Origin of the sequence: Bradyrhizobium sp. 215_C5_N1_1 (assembly GCF_052075935.1) — a bacterium.
Taxonomy (GTDB): domain Bacteria; phylum Pseudomonadota; class Alphaproteobacteria; order Rhizobiales; family Xanthobacteraceae; genus Bradyrhizobium; species Bradyrhizobium barranii.
This window is the reverse complement of record NZ_CP197228.1, coordinates 6,682,804-6,702,786: the sequence shown is the minus strand read 5'-3', so window position 1 is coordinate 6,702,786 and position 19,983 is coordinate 6,682,804. Positions and strand designations below refer to the sequence as shown.

Below are 19,983 nucleotides of genomic sequence, written 5' to 3'. Positions count from 1 at the left end.
GCTAGTTCCGAAGCGTTACAAGAAAGGCCACGATGTCTTCGATCTCCGCGGCGGATAATATCGGCTTGCCGGCAAAATTGCGCCCGACCCGGACCAGCCCGTCGTTGCGATAATAGGACGGCATGATGGTCTGCGGGTTGTAGCGCGATGCATCGACCAGCCGCAGCCGCAACTGGCCAGCCGACCACCAGTTCCCGGTGCCGGTGAGATCGGGTGCGAGGTCACCCTGGAACCGCGCCTCCGGGAACGGACCGGAATGGCAGAGGATGCAGGTCGTGGAACGCACCACCACCAGCGCGCGTCCGCGCGCGGGATCGGCCGGCGCGCCCGTGAGCGGCTCGGGGATGGTGTCACCGATGATTTTGTAGCGCACGAGCTCGTCGGCTCTTGCGCCGCAAGCCAGGGCAAGGCCGGCGGCGATCAGCGCCGCGATATGAAGGAATGCTCTAGCCAAAGGTGTCTGCCGTGATGGTTTGAAACCAGCGCTCGGCTTCAGCCGCCTCGCGGGCGCGGAGCTCGCGTGGTGCATCGACCGGGCTGGTCGCGCCGCCTTCGACCTCGGCAAAGATGTCACCCCTGGGCTGGTAGTTGCCGGCGAGCGAGAAGCCGTAGCCGGGCGCGGCGGTTGTATAGCAGACGCCGGTCAGCCGCGGCGTCTCCGGCGCGCGGCCCACGAACAGGTTGACGATGGCGGCGGCGCAGGCCTTGCCCTGTGCGCTCGCGGCCGAGGCCGATTTGGGAATGCCGCCGCCGAGGCAGGCATCGCCGATGACGTGGATGTTCGGGACGAGCTTCGACTCGAAGGTCACGGGATCGATCGGGCACCAGCCGGTCGCATCCGCCGCGCCCGCGATCTCGGCGATGCGGCCGGCGCGTTGCGGCGGGATGACGTTGGCGACATCAGGCGTGTAGTTGCCGAACTCGGTGATGATGGTCCTTGTCGAAGGATCGACCGAGGTGACGCGACCGCCCTGCGACAGCGCGATGCGCTCGATCATGTCGCCATAGAGCTCCTTCCACGCCTTCTCGAACAGCCGCTGCTGCGAAAAATTGTCCTTGGCATCGAGGACCAGCACCTTCGAGCGCGGCTTCTTCGTCTTCAGGTAATGCGCGATCAGGCTGGCGCGTTCGTAGGGCGCCGGCGGGCAGCGCGAGGGATTGGCCGGGATCGCGATGGCGACCGTGCCGCCGTCCGCCATTGCCTCCAGCTGCCTGCGCAGCAGCAGAGTCTGCGCCCCGGCCTTCCAGGCGTGCGGCATTTTTTCGGATGCCGCTTCGTCATAGCCGGGCAGGGCCTCGAAATGGAAGTCGATGCCAGGGGAGAGCACGAGACGGTCATAGGGCAGCGCGACGCCGTCGGTCGTCACGACGCTGCGCCGCTGCGGCTCGATTGTGGTCACGGCCTCGCCGATCACGGTGATGCCCTCGGCGGCGAGCTTGTCATAGTCGAATTGCTGCGCGTCGATCTCACGCAGGCCCGCAATCACCTCGTTGCTGAAGGGGCAGGAGGTGAAGACCGCGTTCGGTTCGATCAGGATGATTTGCAGGTTTTCCTGCGCGCGTTTCAGCGCGCGGGCGCAGGCCGCGCCGCCAAAGCCGCCGCCGACCACGACGATACGTGCTGCCGATTGCGCACGCAGGACCGATGGCCGCGCCAGCGTTGCGGCGGCCGCGGTGATGCCGAGCACGGCATTCCGCCGTGTCACCGGGCGCGTGGTCATCAGGATCATCCAGGCAAAAATGCCGCGGCGGCCGTTGCAGCCGCCGCGGCGTTTCTCAGGCGAAGGTGATGTTCTGGTCGCGCAGCGGCACCGAGCGGATGCGCTTGCCCGTCGCCGCGAAATAGGCGTTGAGCACCGCCGGCGCCGCGACGCCGATGGTTGGCTCGCCGACGCCGCCCCAGAACCCGCCGCTCGGCACCATCACCGATTCCACCTTCGGCATCTCGTTGATGCGCATCGAGTTGTAGGTGTCGAAGTTGGTTTGCTCGATCTTGCCGTCCTTGACGGTGCAGCCGCCGTAGAACAACGCGGACAGGCCATAGACGAAGGAGCCGGCGATCTGCCGCTCCACCTGCGCCGGATTGACGACGTAGCCGGGATCGGTGGAGGCGACGATGCGATGCACCTTGATCTTGTTGCCGTCGGTCACCGAGATTTCGGCGGCGCCGGCGACATAGCTGCCATAGCCCATGACCTGCGCAATGCCGCGATAGACGCCCTGCGGTGCCGGCTTGTCCCAGCCGATCTTCTCGGCCACGGCATTGAGCACCGCCAGATGCTTGGGATGATTGCCCATCAGCTTGCGGCGGAATTCGAGCGGGTCCTGGCCTGCGGCCTGGGCCAGCTCGTCCATGAAGCATTCCATGTAGATCGCGTTGTGATTGACGTTCACGCCGCGCCAGAAGCCGGGCGGAACGTGCGGGTTGCGCATCGCATGCTCGATCAGGAGGTTCGGCACCGAATAGCCGAACGCGGCTTCGCCGGACTGGGCGACGCCCTGGAATGCGGCCGGATCCATACCGTTCTGCAGCGCTTCGGGGCGCAGCGAGAACAGGATTGACTGCCCGGACAGGCGGTAGTGCAGCGCGACCAGATTGTTGTTGGCGTCGAACGCGCCGGTCATCTTGCACTGGGTGATCGGGTGATACCTGCCGTGCGCCATGTCTTCTTCGCGCGACCACAACAGCTTGATCGGCGTGCCCGGCATCTGCTTGGCGATCATGACCGCCTGGCGGACGTAGTCGGTCTGGCCGCGCCGGCCGAAGCCGCCGCCGGGCATCACCTTGTACATGTCGCACTTCTCAGCCGGCAGGCCGGAGGCCTCCAGCACCGCCGCGAAGACGGCCTCGCCGTTCTGCGTGCCGCACCAGACCTCGCATTTGTCGGCCGTGTAGAGCGCGGTGGCGTTCATCGGCTCCATCGTGGCGTGGTTCTGGTAAGGGTAGTTGTAGACCGCTTCGACCTTCTTCGCTGCGCCGGCAATCGCGGCTTTGACGTCGCCGTTCTTGTTGCCGACATAGGCCGGCTGCGAATCGTCGAGGCCCTCGGCCAGCCACTTCGCGATCGACTCGCTCGAGACCTTGGCATTCTCGCCCTCGTCCCAGACGATCGGCAGCGCTTCCAGCGCGGTCTTGGCGTGCCACCAGGTGTCGGCAACGACCGCAACCGCGGTGTCGCCGACCTTGACGACCTTCTTGACGCCTTTCATGCCGGTGATCTTGGCTTCGTCATAGCTCTTCAGCTTGCCGCCAAACACCGGGCAGTCCTTGATCGCGGCGTTCAGCATGCCCGGCAGCTTGACGTCGATGCCGTAGATCATCGTGCCGGTGGTCTTGTCGGCGGTATCGAGCCGCAACAGGCCCTTGCCTGCGATGGTCCAGTCCTTGGGATCCTTGAGCTTCACGTCGGCCGGCGGCGTCAGCTTGGCGGCGGCTTCGGCGACCTTGCCGTAAGTTGTCGTCTTGCCCGACGCCTTGTGGGTGATGACCCCCTTGGCGACGGTGCATTCGGAGGCCGGCACCTTCCACTCATTCGCGGCGGCCTCGATCAGCATCACGCGCGCGGTGGCGCCGCCCTTGCGGACATAGTCTTGCGAGCTGCGGATGCCGCGGCTGCCGCCGGTCGAGAAATCACCCCAGACGCGCTTGCGGGCGACGCTCTGGCCGGGAGTCGGGTATTCGGTCGTGACCTTCGACCAGTCGCATTCGAGTTCCTCGGCGACCAGCTGGGCGAGGCCGGTGAGCGAGCCCTGGCCCATCTCGGAGCGGGCGATGCGGATCACGACGGTGTCGTCGGGCCTGACCACGACCCAGGCGTTGACTTCCGGCGAGCCGTCGGCCGCGCGGACCGCGGCGGGGCCACCGAAGGGGAGATCGAGCCCGATGGCGAGGCCGGCGCCGACAGCGGCGGTGCCGATGACGAAGGCGCGACGGTTCATCTTGGGAGAAACATGCTTGTCCATGGGGCGGCTCCTCAGGCGCTGGCGATCGTGTGGATCGCTTCGCGCACCTGCTGGAAGGTGCCGCAGCGGCAGATATTGGTGATGGCTTCGTCGATATCGGCGTCGGTCGGCTTCGGCTTTTCGGCGAGGAGTGCGGCCACCGCCATGATCATGCCGCTCTGGCAATAGCCACATTGCGGAACGTCCTTGGCGATCCAGGCTGCCTGCACCTTGTGCAGCGTGTCGCCGGATGCGAGCCCCTCGATCGTGGTGATCTTCTTGCCTTCGGCCTCGCTGACCGAAATCCCGCAGGAACGGATGGCGACGCCGTCCATGTGAACGGTGCAGGCGCCGCATTGCGCAATGCCGCAGCCATATTTGGTGCCGGTCAGGCCGGCATTCTCACGGATCGCCCAGAGCAGCGGCGTATCCGGCTCGACGTCGAGCGTGAAGGTTTTTCCGTTGATTGTTAGGTTTGCCATCGCAAGTCCCCTGATTGGCCCAATCCACCGATCGGACTCAGGGCGCAATGTGTCTGGCAAATTGGAACTGTTCAAATCAATAGTCCGAGGGGTGGCCAACAGCGAGGCTGGCATGCGCGGGGAAGAATGTCGGGAGCGCGGTGTTGCGTTGTGAACGGCGGTGCAAATCCGCAGCCTTTGGTCGTATCGAATTCGTTTGACTATCTGAGGGTATTGTACAACCTTTGGTTTGATGGATCATTAGTCCATCCTAAGGGAGAATCGCCATGGGCCGCATCGTCACGATCGATCTCGAAAAAGTTCTCGCGTCAGGTAACGATCTCAAAGCCAAGTCACCGTCCGGACTCACTACCCACGCCGATCTGCTCAGCCTCGCCAGCGACGTCAGCAAGGACCCGGTCTCCTATCTGAGCAGCGTTGGCGTACAGCTCGACGACCAGACGGCGTCGATGCTGCGGAACAAGCTGGCCACGCGTAGCGGCGGCGTACAGGCCGGTACGATCCATATCGACATCCTCTGATCCCGCATCTGCAGATCACGATGGCCGGCTGACCGGTTCGCCGGGCAGCCGGGATATGGGGTCGTCGGCCATGGCGTTCGGCGCACAATTTTTATCCGATTTCCGCGCGGCCAGGGTGACGCCTACCAATCTCGTTCTGAACGTCACTCTGAAATGCCCGCTCAAATGTTCGCATTGCTGCTTTTCATCTGACATGTTTCACGGCGGGCACCTGTCCGCCGCGGACGTTCATCGTTGTATTCAGCAGGCCGCACAGATCCCGTCGATGGAGATCATCCATTTCGTCGGGGGTGATCCGATGCTGCATGCGGATATCGTTGCCGACGCCGTGGCACTGGCCGCGTCGCTGGGCTTGCGCGCGGGCATCACCACGAGCGCGTTCTGGGCCAAGTCGCCCGCGCGCGCAACGGCGGCTGTTCGGCAATTGCGCGCGGCCGGGCTCACCGAAATGACGTTGTCTTACGACGATCCCCACGCCGAGTTCGTGCCGCTGAATTTCATTGCCAACGCGGTCGCCGCTGCGCGCGAATGCGGCCTGCTGCTTCGGATCGCCGTGGTGGTCGAGGCGGGTTCGAAGATCACCGCCGCCAGCCTGCGCGCCGATCTCGGTCTTCAGGACGAGCCCGGCATCAACATCTATGAGACCGTCGCCAACTCGACCGGTCGCGGCGACGGCACGGACGAGGACACGCAGGCGGGCCGCGTTCACCACGCCTCCGCCTATCGCGGTCCCTGCGAGTCCGTTCTCCACACCGTCACGGTCGATCACGAGGGCGGCATCCGGCCCTGCTGCGGCGTGCTTCCCCATTACGACTCGCTGAAGGTGGGCCACATCGCGAAGGAAGGGATCGAAGCCGCGATGCAGGCGGCCGCGGACGATCCGCTCTACAGATGGATCAGGCTGGAGGGACCCGTCGCCATCCTCGCCGCAGTCACGGCCGCCGATCCCGTGCCGATGCGCGTTGAGGATTTCGACGGCATCTGCACCGCCTGCGACCGCATCTTCCGCTCGCCAGAGCTGCTGGCGCGCGTGCGCGAAGCCGCCGAGGCGCGCCACGGCCAGATCGAGACCTGCGAGATCCTGCTGGACGGACAAGCCGCATCTGCCAACCTCGTGGCCGCACAATGAGCGTCGATGTCCTCTTCTGCTCGGCGCCGGTGATGTCGGTGGTGCGGCCGTCGGCGGCGCTCGGCCTGTTGCAGGCCTTGCTGCGGCAGAAGGGCATTCGGGCCGAGACGCTCTATCTGAACCTGCTCTTCGCCGACCGCATCGGGCTCGATCTGAACGAGCAGCTTGCGGAGAAGTTGCCGAGCCATCTCCTCGCCGGCGATTGGCTGTTCGGCGATTGCCTGGGCACGCGGCCCGGACGGCCGCAGGCGCAGCGCCACCTCAGCGAGCTCAGCGCCGCCATAGAGCGCAAGGGGCTGGACCAGCTCTACGAGATCCGCCGCAACCTGATCCCGTCCTTCGTGGCGGAAGCGGCCGACCGGCTGCTCGAACGCACCCCCAAGATCATCGGCTTCACCTCGATGTTCGAGCAGACGGCCGCTTCGCTGGCGATCGCGGCCGCGGTCAAGGCGCGTGATCCGTCCGTCGTCGTCTGCTTCGGCGGCGCCAATTGCCATGGGCCGATGGGCGCGGTGCTGCTGAAGAACTTTGCGCAGATCGACTATGTCTTCAACGGCGAGGCCGATACCGTGTTCGGGCCGGCCGTCGAGGCAATCCTGCGCGGCGAAGAGCCTCGCGGCCTACCGGGATGCCTGTCCCGCGACCAGCCGGCTGCTGGCGCAGCAGCCGGTCCGACCGCGATGGATGCGCTGCCGATCCCCGACTACGCCGACTATTTCGCGCAACTGCCCTGGATGTCTGAAGCTGCGCGCGTGCGTCCCTCGATTCCGTTCGAGTCCTCGCGCGGCTGCTGGTGGGGGCAGAAGCACCATTGCACGTTCTGCGGCCTCAACGGCGAGGGCATGGCGTTCCGGGCCAAGTCGGCGCCGCGCGTGCTCAGCGAGATCGAGACCCTGCATGCGGAGTTCGGCATCGGCCGCTTTGCCGCGACCGACAACATCCTGGGCATGTCCCATATCGAGGGCGTGCTGGGCAGGCTCGCCGAACGCCCGGCGCACGGCTTTCGCTTCTTCTACGAGATCAAGGCCAATATGGACGAGGCGCAGCTCGAGAAGCTGGCGCTTGCCGGGACGGTCTGGTTGCAGCCCGGCATCGAGAGCCTGTCGGATCCGGTGCTGCATCTCATGCGCAAGGGTGTGAGCGCCTTGCTCAACCTGCGCCTGCTGCGCAATTGCCGCGAGCTCGGCGTCGGGCTGGTCTGGTCGATCCTGTACGGATTTCCCGGCGAGCCACGCGACGCCTACGACGCCGTCGCCAAGATGGTCCCGCTGCTCGAACACCTTCAGCCGCCGGTCGGCTGCGGCCGGATCCGGCTCGACCGGTTCAGCCCCAATTTCGAGCGCGCCGCCGAGATCGGATTCCGCAACGTCACGCCGATGCCGGCCTATGGCGCGATCTACGATGTCCCTGACGAGGATCTCTTCGATCTCGCTTATTTCTTCGAGGGCGACGCACCCGATGCCGCGCGCGAGCAGGATCTGGTGTCGCTCAAGGCCGCGAGTGCGGCCTGGCGTGCGCGCTGGTTCGATCAGCCCTTTGCGCCGCAATTGACGATGACGGCGGTCGGCACGGCGCATCTCGTCAGCGACACCCGGGCATGCGCGCTCCAGCCGTTCTATTGTCCGACACCGGCCGAGATCGCCGTGCTCAATCTGCTGCGCAATCCCTGCACGCGACTGAGCGTCATTGAACAGCTTGCCGATCGTTTGGATGCGGCATCAGTCGAGGCCGCACTGGATGCGATTCTGGCGCGACGGTTTGCGATCGAGATCGACGGCAGAGTGTTGTCGCTCGTCACCGAGGCCGGCCGCGAGATTTTTGACGCCGACGCCCGTGCCGAATTTCCGCTTGGATTCGTTTTGCCACGCGAGCGTATCGCCCCGCCGGAAGAAAACGGGTTGCACGTGGCCCTGATGAACGCCAGCGATGAACCGGCAGGCCTCGAACGGGTGCAGCCATGACCGTCGAAGTCCGCCCCCTCGGCGACAAGTGCAACATCAAGTGCCGCTACTGCTATCAGGAGGGCATCCGCACCGCCGGCAACGTGCCGACGCGTTACGATCTCGACGCGATCATGGCGACGCTGGACAGATTGGCGGAACCCTTCAGCCTGTTCGGCGGCGAGATCATGCTGACCCGCCGGCCCGATCTCGAACGCCTGATGCAGCTGGGCTTCGACCGCCATGGCGGCGTCGGCATGCAGACCAACGGCACGCTGATCGAGGAGCGCGACATCGAGCTCTTCAGGAAATACCACGTGCGCGTCGGCATCTCGATCGACGGGCCGGGACCGCTCAACGATGCTCGCTGGGCCGGCAGCCTGGCGGCGACGCGGCGTGCGACGGCGCGCATCGAGGCGGCGATCGAGACGCTGTGCCGGGAGGGCATGCCGCCAAACGTGATCGTGACGCTCAACCGGATGAATGCCGCGCCGGCTCGGCTCGGCGTGCTGTGCGAGTGGATCGGGTTTCTCGGTAGCCTCGGCGTGCGCAAGCTGCGCCTGCACCTGCTGGAGCAGGACGAAACGGAAGGGGGCGAGGGTCTCGCGCTCACCGCGCAGGAGAACCTTGCGGCCTTGAGGCGACTGCGCCGGCTCGAACAGGAGCTGCTGTCAGTCCAGTTCGACATCTTCGCCGAGATGGCCGCGATGCTTAGGGGCGATGACGCGCAGACCTCATGCGTCTTCCACGCCTGCGATCCCTATGCAACGCGCGCCGTGGTGGGCGTCGAGAGCGATGGCCGGCTCGGCAATTGCGGCCGCACCAACAAGGATGGCGTGACCCATCTGCGTGCCGGCCGCGAGGCCTTCGAGCGCCAGCTCTCGCTTTACCGGACGCCGCAGGCCGATGGCGGATGCGAGGGGTGCCGGTTCTTCCTGGCGTGCAAGGGCAATTGTCCGGGCACCGCGATCGACGGCGACTGGCGGATGCGCTCGATCGATTGCCCGGTGTGGTTCGGCCTGTTCGAGGACATCGAGACCGAGCTTCAGGCGAACGATGAGGTCGCGATCAGCCGGTTGGAGCGCCGGTCCGATCTCGAAGCGAAGATGATCGCCGCCTGGTCGATCGGCGACAATCCGACCCTGCATTCGTTGCTCCAGCAGGCGGACGCACCATGACGTCCGCCTGGCCGACCTGCTGGCTGACCTGGCCCCGTCCTCCGCTCGCGGCCGCGCCGCGGGAGCCAGCCGTCGCCAAGGCAGCGACTCAGCGCATCAGCTTCACCGGACCGCAGGCGCGCGCGCTCTGGCAGCCGCGTCTGGATCGCCTCAGGCATGCGGCGCTAGCGATCGAATTCGAGATGGTGCGCCGGAAGCGCATCCCGGCCACGCTGGTGTGGACTGGCTATGATGGCATCGACGCCCTGACCGAGCGGGCGCGCGCGATTGGCCTGGAGGCCAAGCCGGTCAAGGCGTCGCTTGGCTATGCCGTCGACTGGCCGCTTGAGGCATCGATCGCCGAACCGAAGCGGCTGCTCGACTATGCGTTCCTGATCGGCGCCGCGCCGCTCGACACATCGATCGCCGAGCCGGCGGCGGACGGCCAGGAGCAGGCGGCGATACGGTTCGGCTATCCCGCATGCTGCGCAAGATCCTGGGCGGACCATCTTCGGCGTGGCGGAAGCGATCCGTTGGCCGGCATCCTCGCGCGCGAGGAGAAAGCGGCCGTGCCTGCCCATGTCGCGCTCGCGGTTCTGGGACTGGGGCCGGTGAGACACGGGCCTTGTTCTGCGGACTGTTCCGCTACGCGCGATCGTTCGCGTGAGTTCATCGATCTCGGCCGCCAGCTGGGATTGGCCGCGGAAATGAGTTGGCTCGAAGAGATGGCGGATTGGACGGTGTGTGCGTCGTTTGTCAATGGCGTTGCCGAGATTGCGACGGCCACCTTCCGCTGCACATGGCTGTCCGATGAGGGCACACCGTCGCATCGGCGGCCTCGTCAACGCGCGGCGGCGACGCACCTGGACAAGCGAAAGGCCGCAGCGGTCGAGCCCGCGGACAGCGCCGATATCCTCACCGAACTCGGCGGCGGATTTGAAGCGGCCGGTTTCGAAAACCCCTTCGCCATGCGCTCGCGCTTCAGCACGGTGGTCTGGGAGCAGACCGCTGCGCTGCGCCGCGCGGGATCGGCCGTGCATGTCGGATGCGGCGATGGATTGCTGCTGGAATTGATCGCGCAGACGAGGCCAAAGCTGAGATTATACGGTGCCGAGGAAGATGCCGCGCTAGCTGAAGCCGCGCGCCGGCGCCTCGGTGCGTCATTGCCGGTACTCGGCGGGACCAGCATCGCGGCGATTGCGGCGCTGTCGCGTCTTGCACCTGATGGCGTCGACCTCGCTTTCGTCGATGCGGAACGGCTTGGCGGCCGCGAACCGCTTGCCGCTGTCCGCGCGATCGCGAAATCGGTGATCGTGATCGGCACCGACCGATCGCTGCACCGGCTTGGGGATATGGACACCCTTGCGGCATCGATGGGATTTGCCTTGCTGCCTGGACGCGCAGGGCGCGTCTCCGCGGCCCTCTCGACGACGAGTGGTCGTCCGCACTGACCGGTTCGAAGGAGAGATCGCCATGGACGCGACGTCGATTGACTGGGAACGCACGGCACGACCGCAGGCCGACGGCCACGATACCGCCGTCGCCCTCGGCCTGATCGACACCGAGCCGACGCCGTGGCGGCCGCTGCCGCCGCAGCGTCCCCCGGTGAACGGTGCGCCGGCCATTGCGGATGGCAGGGTTGCCCTGCGCACGGAGGATCCGCTGCTGCCGGCGCCGCGGTTTGTCCCCGACGCGCAAGCCATCCGGGCGCTGGAGCAGGCGCTGCACTACGTCCGCCGCTGGCCGCTCGCTGCGAAACAATGGCCTGATATCGTGCACACCATCCAGTGCTATCACGACACCGAGCAGCCGACCGAGGGGCCCGGTCGGCTCGGCTCGGCCAGCCACTCGGTCGACGCGCGGTTCGGCGTCATCGGCCTCACGGTCAATTGCCCGCTCGCGACCGCGCAGGCGATCGTCCATGAAATGGCCCATCACAAGCTGAGGGCATTCGGCGTCGCCAACGAGAATGCGATCCGGATCATCAGCAATCCGCAGGACGAGCTCTATCCCAGCCCGATCGTGGTCGACCGGCCGCGTCCAATGACCGCAGTGCTGCACGCACAATATTCGTTCATCCACGTCACCCAGCTCGACGTGCACATGCTGGAGCAGGAAGACGACCCGCAGGTTCGCAGCGACATCCGCGCGCTGCTCGCGCGCAATGCGTCGCGGATGGAGCAGGGGTTCGAGACGCTGCGGCAGCACGCCCGCACCGATGCGGCCGGCCGGGCGTTTCTCGGCGCGTTCTTCGCCTGGTGCAGCGACGTCCTGGCGAGCAGCCGGAAGATGCTTGCCAGCGAGCGCGGCTGATTGCCCGCTCTGCCCAGGACCGGGTTCCAGCCCTAAACGCCAGATACGCGGTTTGAGACGACTTTCGGCTGTGATTGCCGGTTCCAGGCCCCGTCGGCGCTGCATTGCGGCGACAGTTTGTCCTTTTTACCGGGGTGCAAGACGAACGCGCTCTGGTACACTGGGACGAAGCAAAAAGGGATTCCATGAACGTACCGCAGCGTTGCAACGTATTGATGCTCTATCCGCTGTTCTTGGCGGAGTCGTTCTGGAGCTTTGGCGAATCCTGCGAGCTGATGGGTGTGAAGCGACCCGCGGCCCCCCTCGGCCTGATCACGGTGGCCGCGATGCTGCCGAAGGACTGGACGGTCCGGCTGATCGACTGCAACACCCAGCCCCTTGGTGACGAGGATCTCGCCTGGGCCGATGTCGTGTTCACCGGCGGCATGCTGCCGCAGCAGGCCGATACGCTGCGCCTGATCGAACTCTGCCGCGCCGCCGGCAAGCCGGTGGTCGTCGGCGGACCCGATCCGACGTCGAGCCCCCATGTCTACGAACGGGCCGACTTCCGGGTGCTCGGCGAGGCCGAAAGCGTCATCGACGAGTTCATCGCGGCCTGGGAAAGCGGGGCCCGCGCCGGCGTCTTCACTGCGCCGAAATTCCAGGCCGACGTAACAAAGACGCCGGTGCCACGCTTCGATCTCCTGAAGTTCGAGGACTATCTCTACCTCGGTGTGCAATATTCGCGTGGCTGTCCGTTCACCTGCGAGTTCTGCGACATCATCGAGCTCTACGGCCGTGTGCCGCGCACCAAGACGGTCGAGCAGATGTTTGTCGAGCTCGAGACGCTCTACCGGATGGGCTACCGCGGCCATCTCGACTTCGTCGACGACAATTTCATCGGCAACAAGAAGTCGCTGCGGCAGTTCCTGCCCCAGCTCGCCGAATGGCAGCGCGCGCACGGCTATCCCTTCGAATTGTCCACCGAGGCCTCGGTCAACCTGGCCGACGATCCCGAGCTATTGGAGCTGATGGGCGCGGCCAATTTCTTCGGCATCTTCGTTGGCATCGAAAGTCCGGACCCTGCAACGCTGGTCGCGATGCGGAAGAAGCAGAACACGCGGCGCAACATCGCCGAGAGCATCCACAAGATCTATGCCGCCGGCATGCTCGTCACCGCGGGTTTCATCGTCGGCTTCGACACCGAGAAGGTCTCGATGGCGGAAGCGATGATCGATTTCATCGAGGAGGCCGCGATTCCCGTCGCCATGGTCGGCCTGCTCTATGCGTTGCCGAACACGCAGCTCACGCGCCGACTCGAGCGTGAAGGCCGGCTGCATCCGGGCCACGATCTGGCGCCGACCATCGGCGCCGATCAGTGCACGGACGGCATCAACTTCGATCCGGTCCGCCCGTTGCGCGACATCCTGACGGACTACAAGCGGGTGCTGGAGCACATCTACAGCCCCGCCGCCTACGCAGGACGCGTCGACCGCCTGATGACGCTGCTCGACCGATCCAGGCAGCGCCCCGAGCTCGCCGAGGGCGACATCCGCTCGCGGGTCGGGGCGATGGAGACGGTGCACCGCGTTGTCACCGCCCTTCCCGAAGCGCGCGGGCCGCTGTGGCAGACCTTCATGAACTGCGCCAAGCGCGACACGTCATCGGCACGGATCGCGGTGCAGATGATTGCCGCCTATGCGCATCTCGGGCCGTTCTCGCGCAAGGTCATCGAAGCCATCGACGGGCGCCTCGCTGCGCTCGATGACGAGACGGTCATCCCGACCGCTGCGACGCTCGACACCACCGCAGCCCGGCACCTGGCCTGAAGGCTTACTTCACCGCCAGCCGCAGGAAGCTCATCACGCTGCCGAGCGCGGCAAAGCCGGCGCCGAGGGCCAGCGCGACGGTTGCGCCGTCGTGGCCGGCAAGCGCAAAGCAGAGGGCGGCTAGCGCCGCGCCCGTGGTCTGGCCCGTCAGGCGTGCGGTCGCGACGATGCCGGAGGCGCTGCCGCTGCGGTGCGGCGGCGCGCTCGACATCACCGCCTTCATGTTCGGTGCCTGGAAAAAGCCGAACCCCATGCCGCAGATCACCATCCGCCAGATGATGTCGGGAATGGCAGGATTGGACGGGAGCATCGCGAGCAATGCCATGCCGAGGCCGAGCAGCACGAGCCCGATGCCGCCGAGCAGGCCGACCGCGTGCCGGTCGGAGAGGCGCCCTGCGATCGGCGCCATGATGCCGACCACCAGCGGCCAGGGTGTCATGAAGAAGCCGGTCTCGACCTGCGAACGCCCGAGCACGTCCTCGAAATAGAACGGCAGCGAGACGAAGGCGAGGCCCTGCACGGCGAACGAGCACACCGCGGTCGCTGCCGACAGCGCGAACATCGGCCGGCTGAACAGGTCGATCGGCAGCATCGGCGCGGGATGGTCGGCATGCCGGCGCGTCAGGATGAAGCCGAGTGCGAGGGCCGTGATCAGCTCGATGCCCACGACAACAGGCGACAGATTGTGCGCGGCGCTGCCGATTCCCGTGATGAACAGGCCGAGGCAGGCGGACGCAAGGACTGCGCCGAGGAAGTCGAAGCCATGATCGGCGCGCGGCGTCTTCGGCAGCATTGCAAAGCCGATCCCGATCGCGACGAGGCCGAAAGGAATGTTGACGGCGAACAGCCAGGGCCATGGGCCGACTGCGAGAATGGCGGAGGCGATCGATGGACCGATGGTGAAGGCGGTCGCGACCACGAGCGCGTTGTGGCCAAAACCGCGGCCGAGCATCCGGCCGGGATAGACGAAGCGCACCAGCGCCGTATTGACGCTCATGATGCCGCTGGCCCCCAGGCCCTGCAGCGTGCGCGCGACCAGCAGGCTGTCCAGCGACCACGCCACCGCGCAGAACAGCGAGGCGATGGTGAACAGGATCAGGCCGCCGAGATAGATCCGCTGGTGCCCGACGATCTCGCCGAGCGCACCGAGCGGCAGCAAAGTGGCCACCAGCGCGATCTGGTAGACATTGACCACCCAGACCGATTGCTCCGGCGTGACGTGCAAATCGGCGGCAATGGCTGGCAGCGCGATATTCGCGATCGCGGTGTCGAGGGAGGCCATCGCCAGCGCGGTGAAGATGGCGGCGATCGCCCAGCGCCGCTGCGTGGCCGGAAGGCCGTCGGCAATGGGATGATCGGGCTCGCGCGCGGCGGCAGGTAACGTGATTGTCATTGCCTGGCGCGTTGCTCCGGCGGCGTGGTGAAAGGGGACTTTCGGCATGTACTACGCCGAAGGCCGCTTCCACAGGCATATGCTTGCATGCTGTGTATGCGCGAAGGTGAGGCGATGCGGCCGGCGGCTGGCGTATGATTGCGCCAGCTGCTGCAATCTTGGGGGATCACCATGCAAATCGTCGTTCTGCCCGGTGACGGCATCGGACCGGAGATCACGGCCGCGACATCGGGCGTGCTGCGTGCGGCCTCCGAGCGCTTCCAGCTCAATCTGCGGCTCGAGGAGCACGCGGTCGGGCATGCGAGCCTGAAGCTATCAGGCACGACGGTACGCCCCGAGCTGCTCGACATCGTCCGCGCCGCCGACGGCCTGATCCTGGGGCCAACCGCGACCTTTGACTTCAAGGACGAGGCGCATGGCGAGATCAACCCGTCCAGGCACTTTCGCAAGAGTCTCGACCTCTACGCCAATGTCCGGCCCGCGCGCACCTATGCGGGGCGGCCCGGCCGGCTCGGCGAGTTCGACCTCGTCGTCGTGCGCGAGAACACCGAAGGGTTTTACGCCGACCGCAACATGGAGCAGGGCAATGGCGAGATGCTGGTCACGCCTGACGTCGTGATCTCGCTGCGCCGGATCACGCGCCTCTGCTGCGAGCGTATCGCGCACGCCGCCTGTCGTCTGGCGATGAAGCGGCGGAAGCATCTGACCATCGTGCACAAGGCCAATGTGCTGAAACTCGGCGACGGCATGTTCCTCGACATCTGCCGCACGGCGGCGAAGGGCTATCCCGGCCTCGAAGTCGACGACATCCTGGTCGACGCCATGATGGCGCATGTCGTGCGCAACCCCGATCGCTTCGACGTCATCGTCGCCACCAACATGTTCGGCGACATCCTGTCCGATCTCACGGCCGAGCTCTCCGGCAGCCTCGGCCTCGGCGGCTCGCTGAATGTCGGTGATCGCTTCGCCATGGCGCAGGCCGCGCACGGCTCGGCGCCTGACATCGCGGGGCAGGACGTTGCCAATCCGGTCTCGCTGATCCTGTCGACCGCGTTGCTGCTGGCCTGGCACGGCGAGAAGAGCGGCGCCGTCCGCTACGAGGAAGCGGCGCGTGCGATCGAAGCCGCGGTGGCGAAAGCGATCGGCGAGGGCAGAGCGACGCGCGACGTCGGCGGCAAGCTCGGCACCATCGCGGCAGGTGCTGCGATCGCGGAGATCTTGCAGGCGGAGTGAGCCATCGTCGCGGATGCCTGCGATTTTTTTGGGGGCCAACACAAAAACTCGAAAAACAACCCCATGCACAGTAGCAGGCTCCTTGATCGATAAGGGATTTTCGGAGCGCGTCGCGACGACCTTCGTGACAGTGATCACGTTGACCCGTCGGGCAAAACACTGGCATGATGCTATCGTGCCAGCGGTCGGGGACAAGGGCGCATTCTCATCATGCGCGACGTCCGTTTCCTGACGTCCAGTGGCCCGTCTCCTCTGGCCCGCTTGAGCCAGATCAAGACTCACCCCGCGGCGCCGCCGGACCTTTCCATCAACGCATCCATGGAAAGGGCGGCCCATATGACAACCCTGCTCAGGGAAATCCGGGATACACCTCTGCTCTGGATGCTGGTCTTCGTGCCCATCGTGCTGGTGGCGGACGCGGTCGCCCCGCATTCCCACACGCTGCTGTTCGTGCTCGCCGTGCTTGCGATCGTGCCGCTGGCGGCGCTGCTCAGCCACGCCACCGAAGCGGTCGCCGCCAGAACCGGCGATGCCGTGGGTGGACTGCTCAACGCAACGCTCGGCAATCTGACGGAGCTGATCATCGCCATCACGGCGCTGCGGGCAGGCGAGTACATGCTGGTGAAGGCCTCGATTGCCGGCGCCATCGTCACCAACGCGACATTCATGCTCGGCGCCTGCCTGCTGCTCGGCGGCCTGCGCTACCACGTGCAGGAGTACAACCGTGCCGGCGCGCGCCTGTCGTCCGGCCTGTTGCTGATGGCGACAGTCGCCCTGCTGGCCCCCTCGGCAGTCGCCGACCTCGAGCATTTGCCGCAGGACGGAGGCGTCATTCACAAGCTTAGCGTCGGCATTTCAGTCCTGCTGATCGCGGCTTACGCGCTTGGCCTGTGGTTCTCGCTCGGGACGCACAAGGAATTGTTCGCAAGCGCCGATCACGGCGAGCAGGAGGAAGCGCACTGGCCGATCGGGCTAGCCGTTGGGACGCTGCTGGCCGTCACCGTGCTGGTGGCGCTGGTGAGCGAGATCTTCGTGGAATCGGTGCAGAAGGCGGCGGAGACCTTCGGCATGAGTCCGGCTTTCGTCGGGTTCATCATCGTTTCGCTGGTTGGCGCCGCTGCCGAATTTGCAGTTGCCCTTGCCGCTGCGCGCAAGGACCGCCTCGACATGGTCGTCAGCATTGCGCTCGGCAGCGCCTCCCAGATCGCGCTGTTCGTTGCACCCGCGCTCGTGCTGCTCAGCTATGTCGTGGGACCGACGCCAATGAACCTTCAGTTCTGGCCTGGCGCCGTCACCATGGTGATGATCGCAACAGTCACGGCGACCTTCATCACCACCAGTGGACGCTCGGCATGGTTCGTCGGCGCCCTGATGATCTTCATTTATGCGGTGTTTGCGCTGACGCTGTATGTCGTCCCGCCGGCGGGCGAGGGATGAGGTGCACTCGCCCGCGGGCACAGGGGTGAATTGGCTCATCGGAGAATGGCGGCCCGTGGCGAGCCATCCTCCGAAGCGGCGAATACGTTTCCCGCTAGTAGGCCCAGTAGCTGCCGGTGGGCGGGCAATTGTCGCCGCCGTAGCCATAGCCGTAGTTGCCGCCGCCATAACCGTAATACGATGCGGCCGGGTAGCCATAGCCATAGGCGGGATAACCGCCAGAGTAGCCACCGTAGTACCCGCCATAGCCGCCGTAATAGGCGCTCCGCGCGATTGCGCCGCCGACGACCGCGCCGGCGACCACACCGTAACCGAGGCCGCGATAGCCGTAGCCGCGATAACCCCAGCCGCCGCGGTAGCCCCAGCCGACGCCGCGATAGCCGTAGCCGCCGCCGCGCCAGCCGCCGACCCAGCGCACTTCGGTGGTGGTCTGATCGACCATCGATTTCATCGTCGAAAGATGCGTCGGGATCGGCCCGGCCTGAGCGATTGTGCCTGATAGCAGGGCGCCGGCTCCGGCGAGAACGAAGGTACGCAGGGAATTCGAGGATGTCATGATCGATCATCTCCTTGGCTTACGGGCGGCGCTTTCTGCGCGGCCGTACCCATTCCGGGATGGCAATGCCGCGGCGGGTTTGATCCAGATCAAGCGTCGACGGCGTATCCGGCCTGGACCTCGACGGGATCAATGTGCGATGCCGTCGGTAAGCACGCGCAGGCTCGTGGCGGGCGACTACTTCAAGTCGACCGTATCTTCCGCGATGATTTCTTCGTCGAATCCGGTCGTCCGCAACACGCGTACCGCGGCACGTTTGGCGCCGGCGAACTGATTGCGATCGACGTCCACCTCCGGGGTGGGACGACTCACTGCGATCGTGTCCCACGTCGACTTGTTGTCCGGCTTGACCTGGACCGAGTAGGTTACGCCGGCGACGGGCTGCAAACCGCCGAGTTGGTCGATCCTCAATGGCCGCCGGCTGGCTGCTGCAGCCCCGGCAAGCTCAAGTCCGAAGGTGGCGCCTGCGGTCGGCCCGGAGGGTGCCGCCCCGGCCTCGTACCGGCTGATCTCCTTCCCCTTGAGCTGGAGGCTTACCGACTTCATGCCGCTCACCCGCGGAAGGTCCGCCTGAATCAGACCGACTTCGTTCGGCCGGTCGGGTTCTGCAGATGACCGGCGGATCACGACTGGCTCACGGTAGACTTCCTTGCCGGTGCCGTCGTAGGCTACGAGTTCCACGTCCTTGTCGGTGGCGGCGTCCGACGCGATGGTGGAGACCGACGGGTTCACATACATGATCTTGCCGTCACCAGCGGTCTTGTTGATGGTGGCGACGACGTGAACGAATGATCCGGTCTTGATTTCGGTCTTCATCGGATCCTCCTAGGCGACCGGCGGACCGAGGGCGTCCTCTTCCAAAAGCCGGGTCATTATCGCCTGGTAAGTGTACGCCGATAGCCACTGGTTGTCTGCATAGGTCATCACGTCGTGATATGTGAGCCCCGGCAACGCAGCGGCCGGCAGGCCGAGTTCGTGATCCCCGGTGTCGACACCGACATATTTGTTGTCCGGCTTGCTGATACAGCCGTTCTCATAAGGGAATGTCGGATCGCTCGCGTCCTGCGCGGCGGGGGGAAATCCCGGATGAAACCGGCCGAACGTATGTCCGAGTTCGTGAGCACCGTACCAGTCGGCGTACGACGCGTCGCGATCGCCGGCAAATCCGTTCGGCACGCCCGCGGGTCCGGAAGCGACGGTGTCCGGCTGGGGCGTGCCCGGAATCGCGAACGCCTTTCCTCGCATGAAGTTGTTGGACGCGTTATCGTCGACGAGACCGTAATAGTGCGTGCGCGGGTCGACGCCGCTGCTCACCTCGCGGCTTCGCAGCGCGGCGATCTGGGCATTGGCGAGATCGACCGTCGAGTCGTCGAACGGTGCGGCAAAATCCGCGTCCACCACCATGTGGGACCATTCGAGCGCGGCGACAGGATAGGCGCGATTGAGAAACGACCTGAGATACGAAAAGTGGACCGCAGCGGGTGTGACGGTCGTCGTGCCCGCTTTGTATCGAAGGCCGATCACCCGGATGCGCAGCGGCGGCGCCGCCGCGAATGTGACGGGCGCGATGTTGAACGCCGCCGCCGGAAGGTCGCCGCCTCCGGGCTGAAAGATGCGGCTGATGCGCAAGTTGAGTGTGCCCGCGCCGATGGCCGCGGCCGGCAGGCGGAAGTTCAGGCTCTTGTCGATGTCTTCCCGCTGTTCGCGGAGACTGAAGGGCGAGCCCGGGTCTACCCGAAGCGAGTTGAGGGCCGGGAGGAACGTGTCGCCTCCGCCGCTCCGGCTCCACGCAATTTCCGCGGTGATCTGTCCGGGCTGCGACACCGAAGTCGGCTCAAGATAGAGGCGAACGAGCGTCGCCTTATCGGCGACCAGCGGCACCGAATTCGTCACGTCCTGAACGCACTGGACGATCTCGACGCCGCGCACCTGCACGCCGGTCTGCGGCTGAGCGAGGCCGAGCGGGCGGCGCTTGCGAGGTTTGAGTCTGGGAACGCCCGAGCCGCGATGCACGCACATCATGCACATGGTGTTGTTCCGGCTTTGATGACCCGTAACGCGAGCTTCGCTTT

At 65.7% G+C, this 19,983-nt stretch carries 17 protein-coding genes; 9 read left to right on the top strand and 8 right to left on the bottom strand.

The annotated features are described in order from the left end of the window. Position 1 precedes the first annotated feature (1 nt). Genes soxX through AB7G19_RS32105 form a run of 4 tightly spaced genes read right to left on the bottom strand, consistent with a single transcriptional unit; the run spans position 2 to position 4,424 of the window. On the bottom strand, positions 2–454 hold the full coding sequence (soxX, locus tag AB7G19_RS32120; protein ID WP_085404492.1) for a sulfur oxidation c-type cytochrome SoxX: 453 nt from the start codon (positions 452–454) through the stop codon (positions 2–4). Further along, complete coding sequence (locus AB7G19_RS32115; protein ID WP_193560891.1) at positions 447–1,730, bottom strand: NAD(P)/FAD-dependent oxidoreductase; 1,284 nt, start codon at positions 1,728–1,730, stop codon at positions 447–449. The genes soxX and AB7G19_RS32115 overlap by 8 nt, the downstream gene beginning before the upstream one ends. A gap of 46 nt (positions 1,731–1,776) precedes the next feature. After that, positions 1,777–3,963, bottom strand: coding sequence for a molybdopterin cofactor-binding domain-containing protein (locus AB7G19_RS32110; RefSeq protein WP_441268731.1), 2,187 nt, complete (start codon positions 3,961–3,963; stop codon positions 1,777–1,779). Between the two features lie 11 nt (positions 3,964–3,974). After that, positions 3,975–4,424: a (2Fe-2S)-binding protein gene (locus tag AB7G19_RS32105; protein ID WP_028156974.1), complete on the bottom strand. Its 450-nt coding sequence runs from the start codon at positions 4,422–4,424 to the stop codon at positions 3,975–3,977. 266 nt (positions 4,425–4,690) lie between these two features. Between AB7G19_RS32105 and AB7G19_RS32100 the strand changes: the two genes are divergently transcribed. The 7 genes from AB7G19_RS32100 to AB7G19_RS32070 all read left to right on the top strand — a co-directional run bounded on the left by AB7G19_RS32100 (position 4,691) and on the right by AB7G19_RS32070 (position 13,292). Continuing rightward, the gene (locus AB7G19_RS32100) at positions 4,691–4,945 is read left to right on the top strand and encodes a hypothetical protein (RefSeq protein WP_028150121.1); all 255 of its coding nucleotides are present in this window, start codon (positions 4,691–4,693) and stop codon (positions 4,943–4,945) included. A gap of 55 nt (positions 4,946–5,000) precedes the next feature. Further along, positions 5,001–6,074, top strand: a complete 1,074-nt coding sequence (locus AB7G19_RS32095; RefSeq protein WP_354075344.1) for a radical SAM/SPASM domain-containing protein — start codon at positions 5,001–5,003, stop codon at positions 6,072–6,074. After that, on the top strand, positions 6,071–8,035 hold the full coding sequence (locus AB7G19_RS32090; RefSeq protein ID WP_244623184.1) for a RiPP maturation radical SAM C-methyltransferase: 1,965 nt from the start codon (positions 6,071–6,073) through the stop codon (positions 8,033–8,035). Before AB7G19_RS32095 ends, AB7G19_RS32090 begins: the two co-directional genes overlap by 4 nt. Further along, complete coding sequence (locus tag AB7G19_RS32085; RefSeq protein ID WP_085404488.1) at positions 8,032–9,192, top strand: radical SAM protein; 1,161 nt, start codon at positions 8,032–8,034, stop codon at positions 9,190–9,192. The genes AB7G19_RS32090 and AB7G19_RS32085 overlap by 4 nt, the downstream gene beginning before the upstream one ends. Further along, entirely contained in the window at positions 9,189–10,622 is a 1,434-nt protein-coding gene (locus AB7G19_RS32080; protein WP_085404487.1) for a hypothetical protein, read from the top strand. The genes AB7G19_RS32085 and AB7G19_RS32080 overlap by 4 nt, the downstream gene beginning before the upstream one ends. 22 nt (positions 10,623–10,644) lie before the next feature. Further along, on the top strand, positions 10,645–11,484 hold the full coding sequence (locus AB7G19_RS32075; protein ID WP_085404486.1) for an aKG-HExxH-type peptide beta-hydroxylase: 840 nt from the start codon (positions 10,645–10,647) through the stop codon (positions 11,482–11,484). 185 nt (positions 11,485–11,669) lie between these two features. Beyond that, complete coding sequence (locus tag AB7G19_RS32070) at positions 11,670–13,292, top strand: B12-binding domain-containing radical SAM protein (RefSeq protein WP_085404485.1); 1,623 nt, start codon at positions 11,670–11,672, stop codon at positions 13,290–13,292. Between the two features lie 4 nt (positions 13,293–13,296). Here AB7G19_RS32070 and AB7G19_RS32065 read toward each other — a convergent pair whose 3' ends face one another. Then, the gene (locus tag AB7G19_RS32065) at positions 13,297–14,685 is read right to left on the bottom strand and encodes an MFS transporter (RefSeq protein WP_085404484.1); all 1,389 of its coding nucleotides are present in this window, start codon (positions 14,683–14,685) and stop codon (positions 13,297–13,299) included. Positions 14,686–14,856: 171 nt separating this feature from the next. Between AB7G19_RS32065 and AB7G19_RS32060 the strand changes: the two genes are divergently transcribed. Both AB7G19_RS32060 and cax read left to right on the top strand, forming a co-directional pair. Continuing rightward, positions 14,857–15,918, top strand: a complete 1,062-nt coding sequence (locus tag AB7G19_RS32060; protein ID WP_085404483.1) for an isocitrate/isopropylmalate dehydrogenase family protein — start codon at positions 14,857–14,859, stop codon at positions 15,916–15,918. Between the two features lie 336 nt (positions 15,919–16,254). Beyond that, positions 16,255–17,355 (top strand): calcium/proton exchanger, encoded by a 1,101-nt coding sequence (gene cax, locus AB7G19_RS32055; protein WP_085404482.1) that lies wholly within the window; start codon positions 16,255–16,257, stop codon positions 17,353–17,355. A gap of 94 nt (positions 17,356–17,449) precedes the next feature. Here cax and AB7G19_RS32050 read toward each other — a convergent pair whose 3' ends face one another. The 3 genes from AB7G19_RS32050 to AB7G19_RS32040 all read right to left on the bottom strand — a co-directional run bounded on the left by AB7G19_RS32050 (position 17,450) and on the right by AB7G19_RS32040 (position 19,939). Next, complete coding sequence (locus tag AB7G19_RS32050; RefSeq protein ID WP_085404481.1) at positions 17,450–17,911, bottom strand: hypothetical protein; 462 nt, start codon at positions 17,909–17,911, stop codon at positions 17,450–17,452. A 177-nt stretch (positions 17,912–18,088) separates the two neighbouring features. Next, positions 18,089–18,727: a hypothetical protein gene (locus tag AB7G19_RS32045; RefSeq protein WP_085404480.1), complete on the bottom strand. Its 639-nt coding sequence runs from the start codon at positions 18,725–18,727 to the stop codon at positions 18,089–18,091. Between the two features lie 9 nt (positions 18,728–18,736). Beyond that, on the bottom strand, positions 18,737–19,939 hold the full coding sequence (locus tag AB7G19_RS32040) for a hypothetical protein (protein ID WP_205124604.1): 1,203 nt from the start codon (positions 19,937–19,939) through the stop codon (positions 18,737–18,739). Between the last annotated feature and the right edge of the window lie 44 nt (positions 19,940–19,983).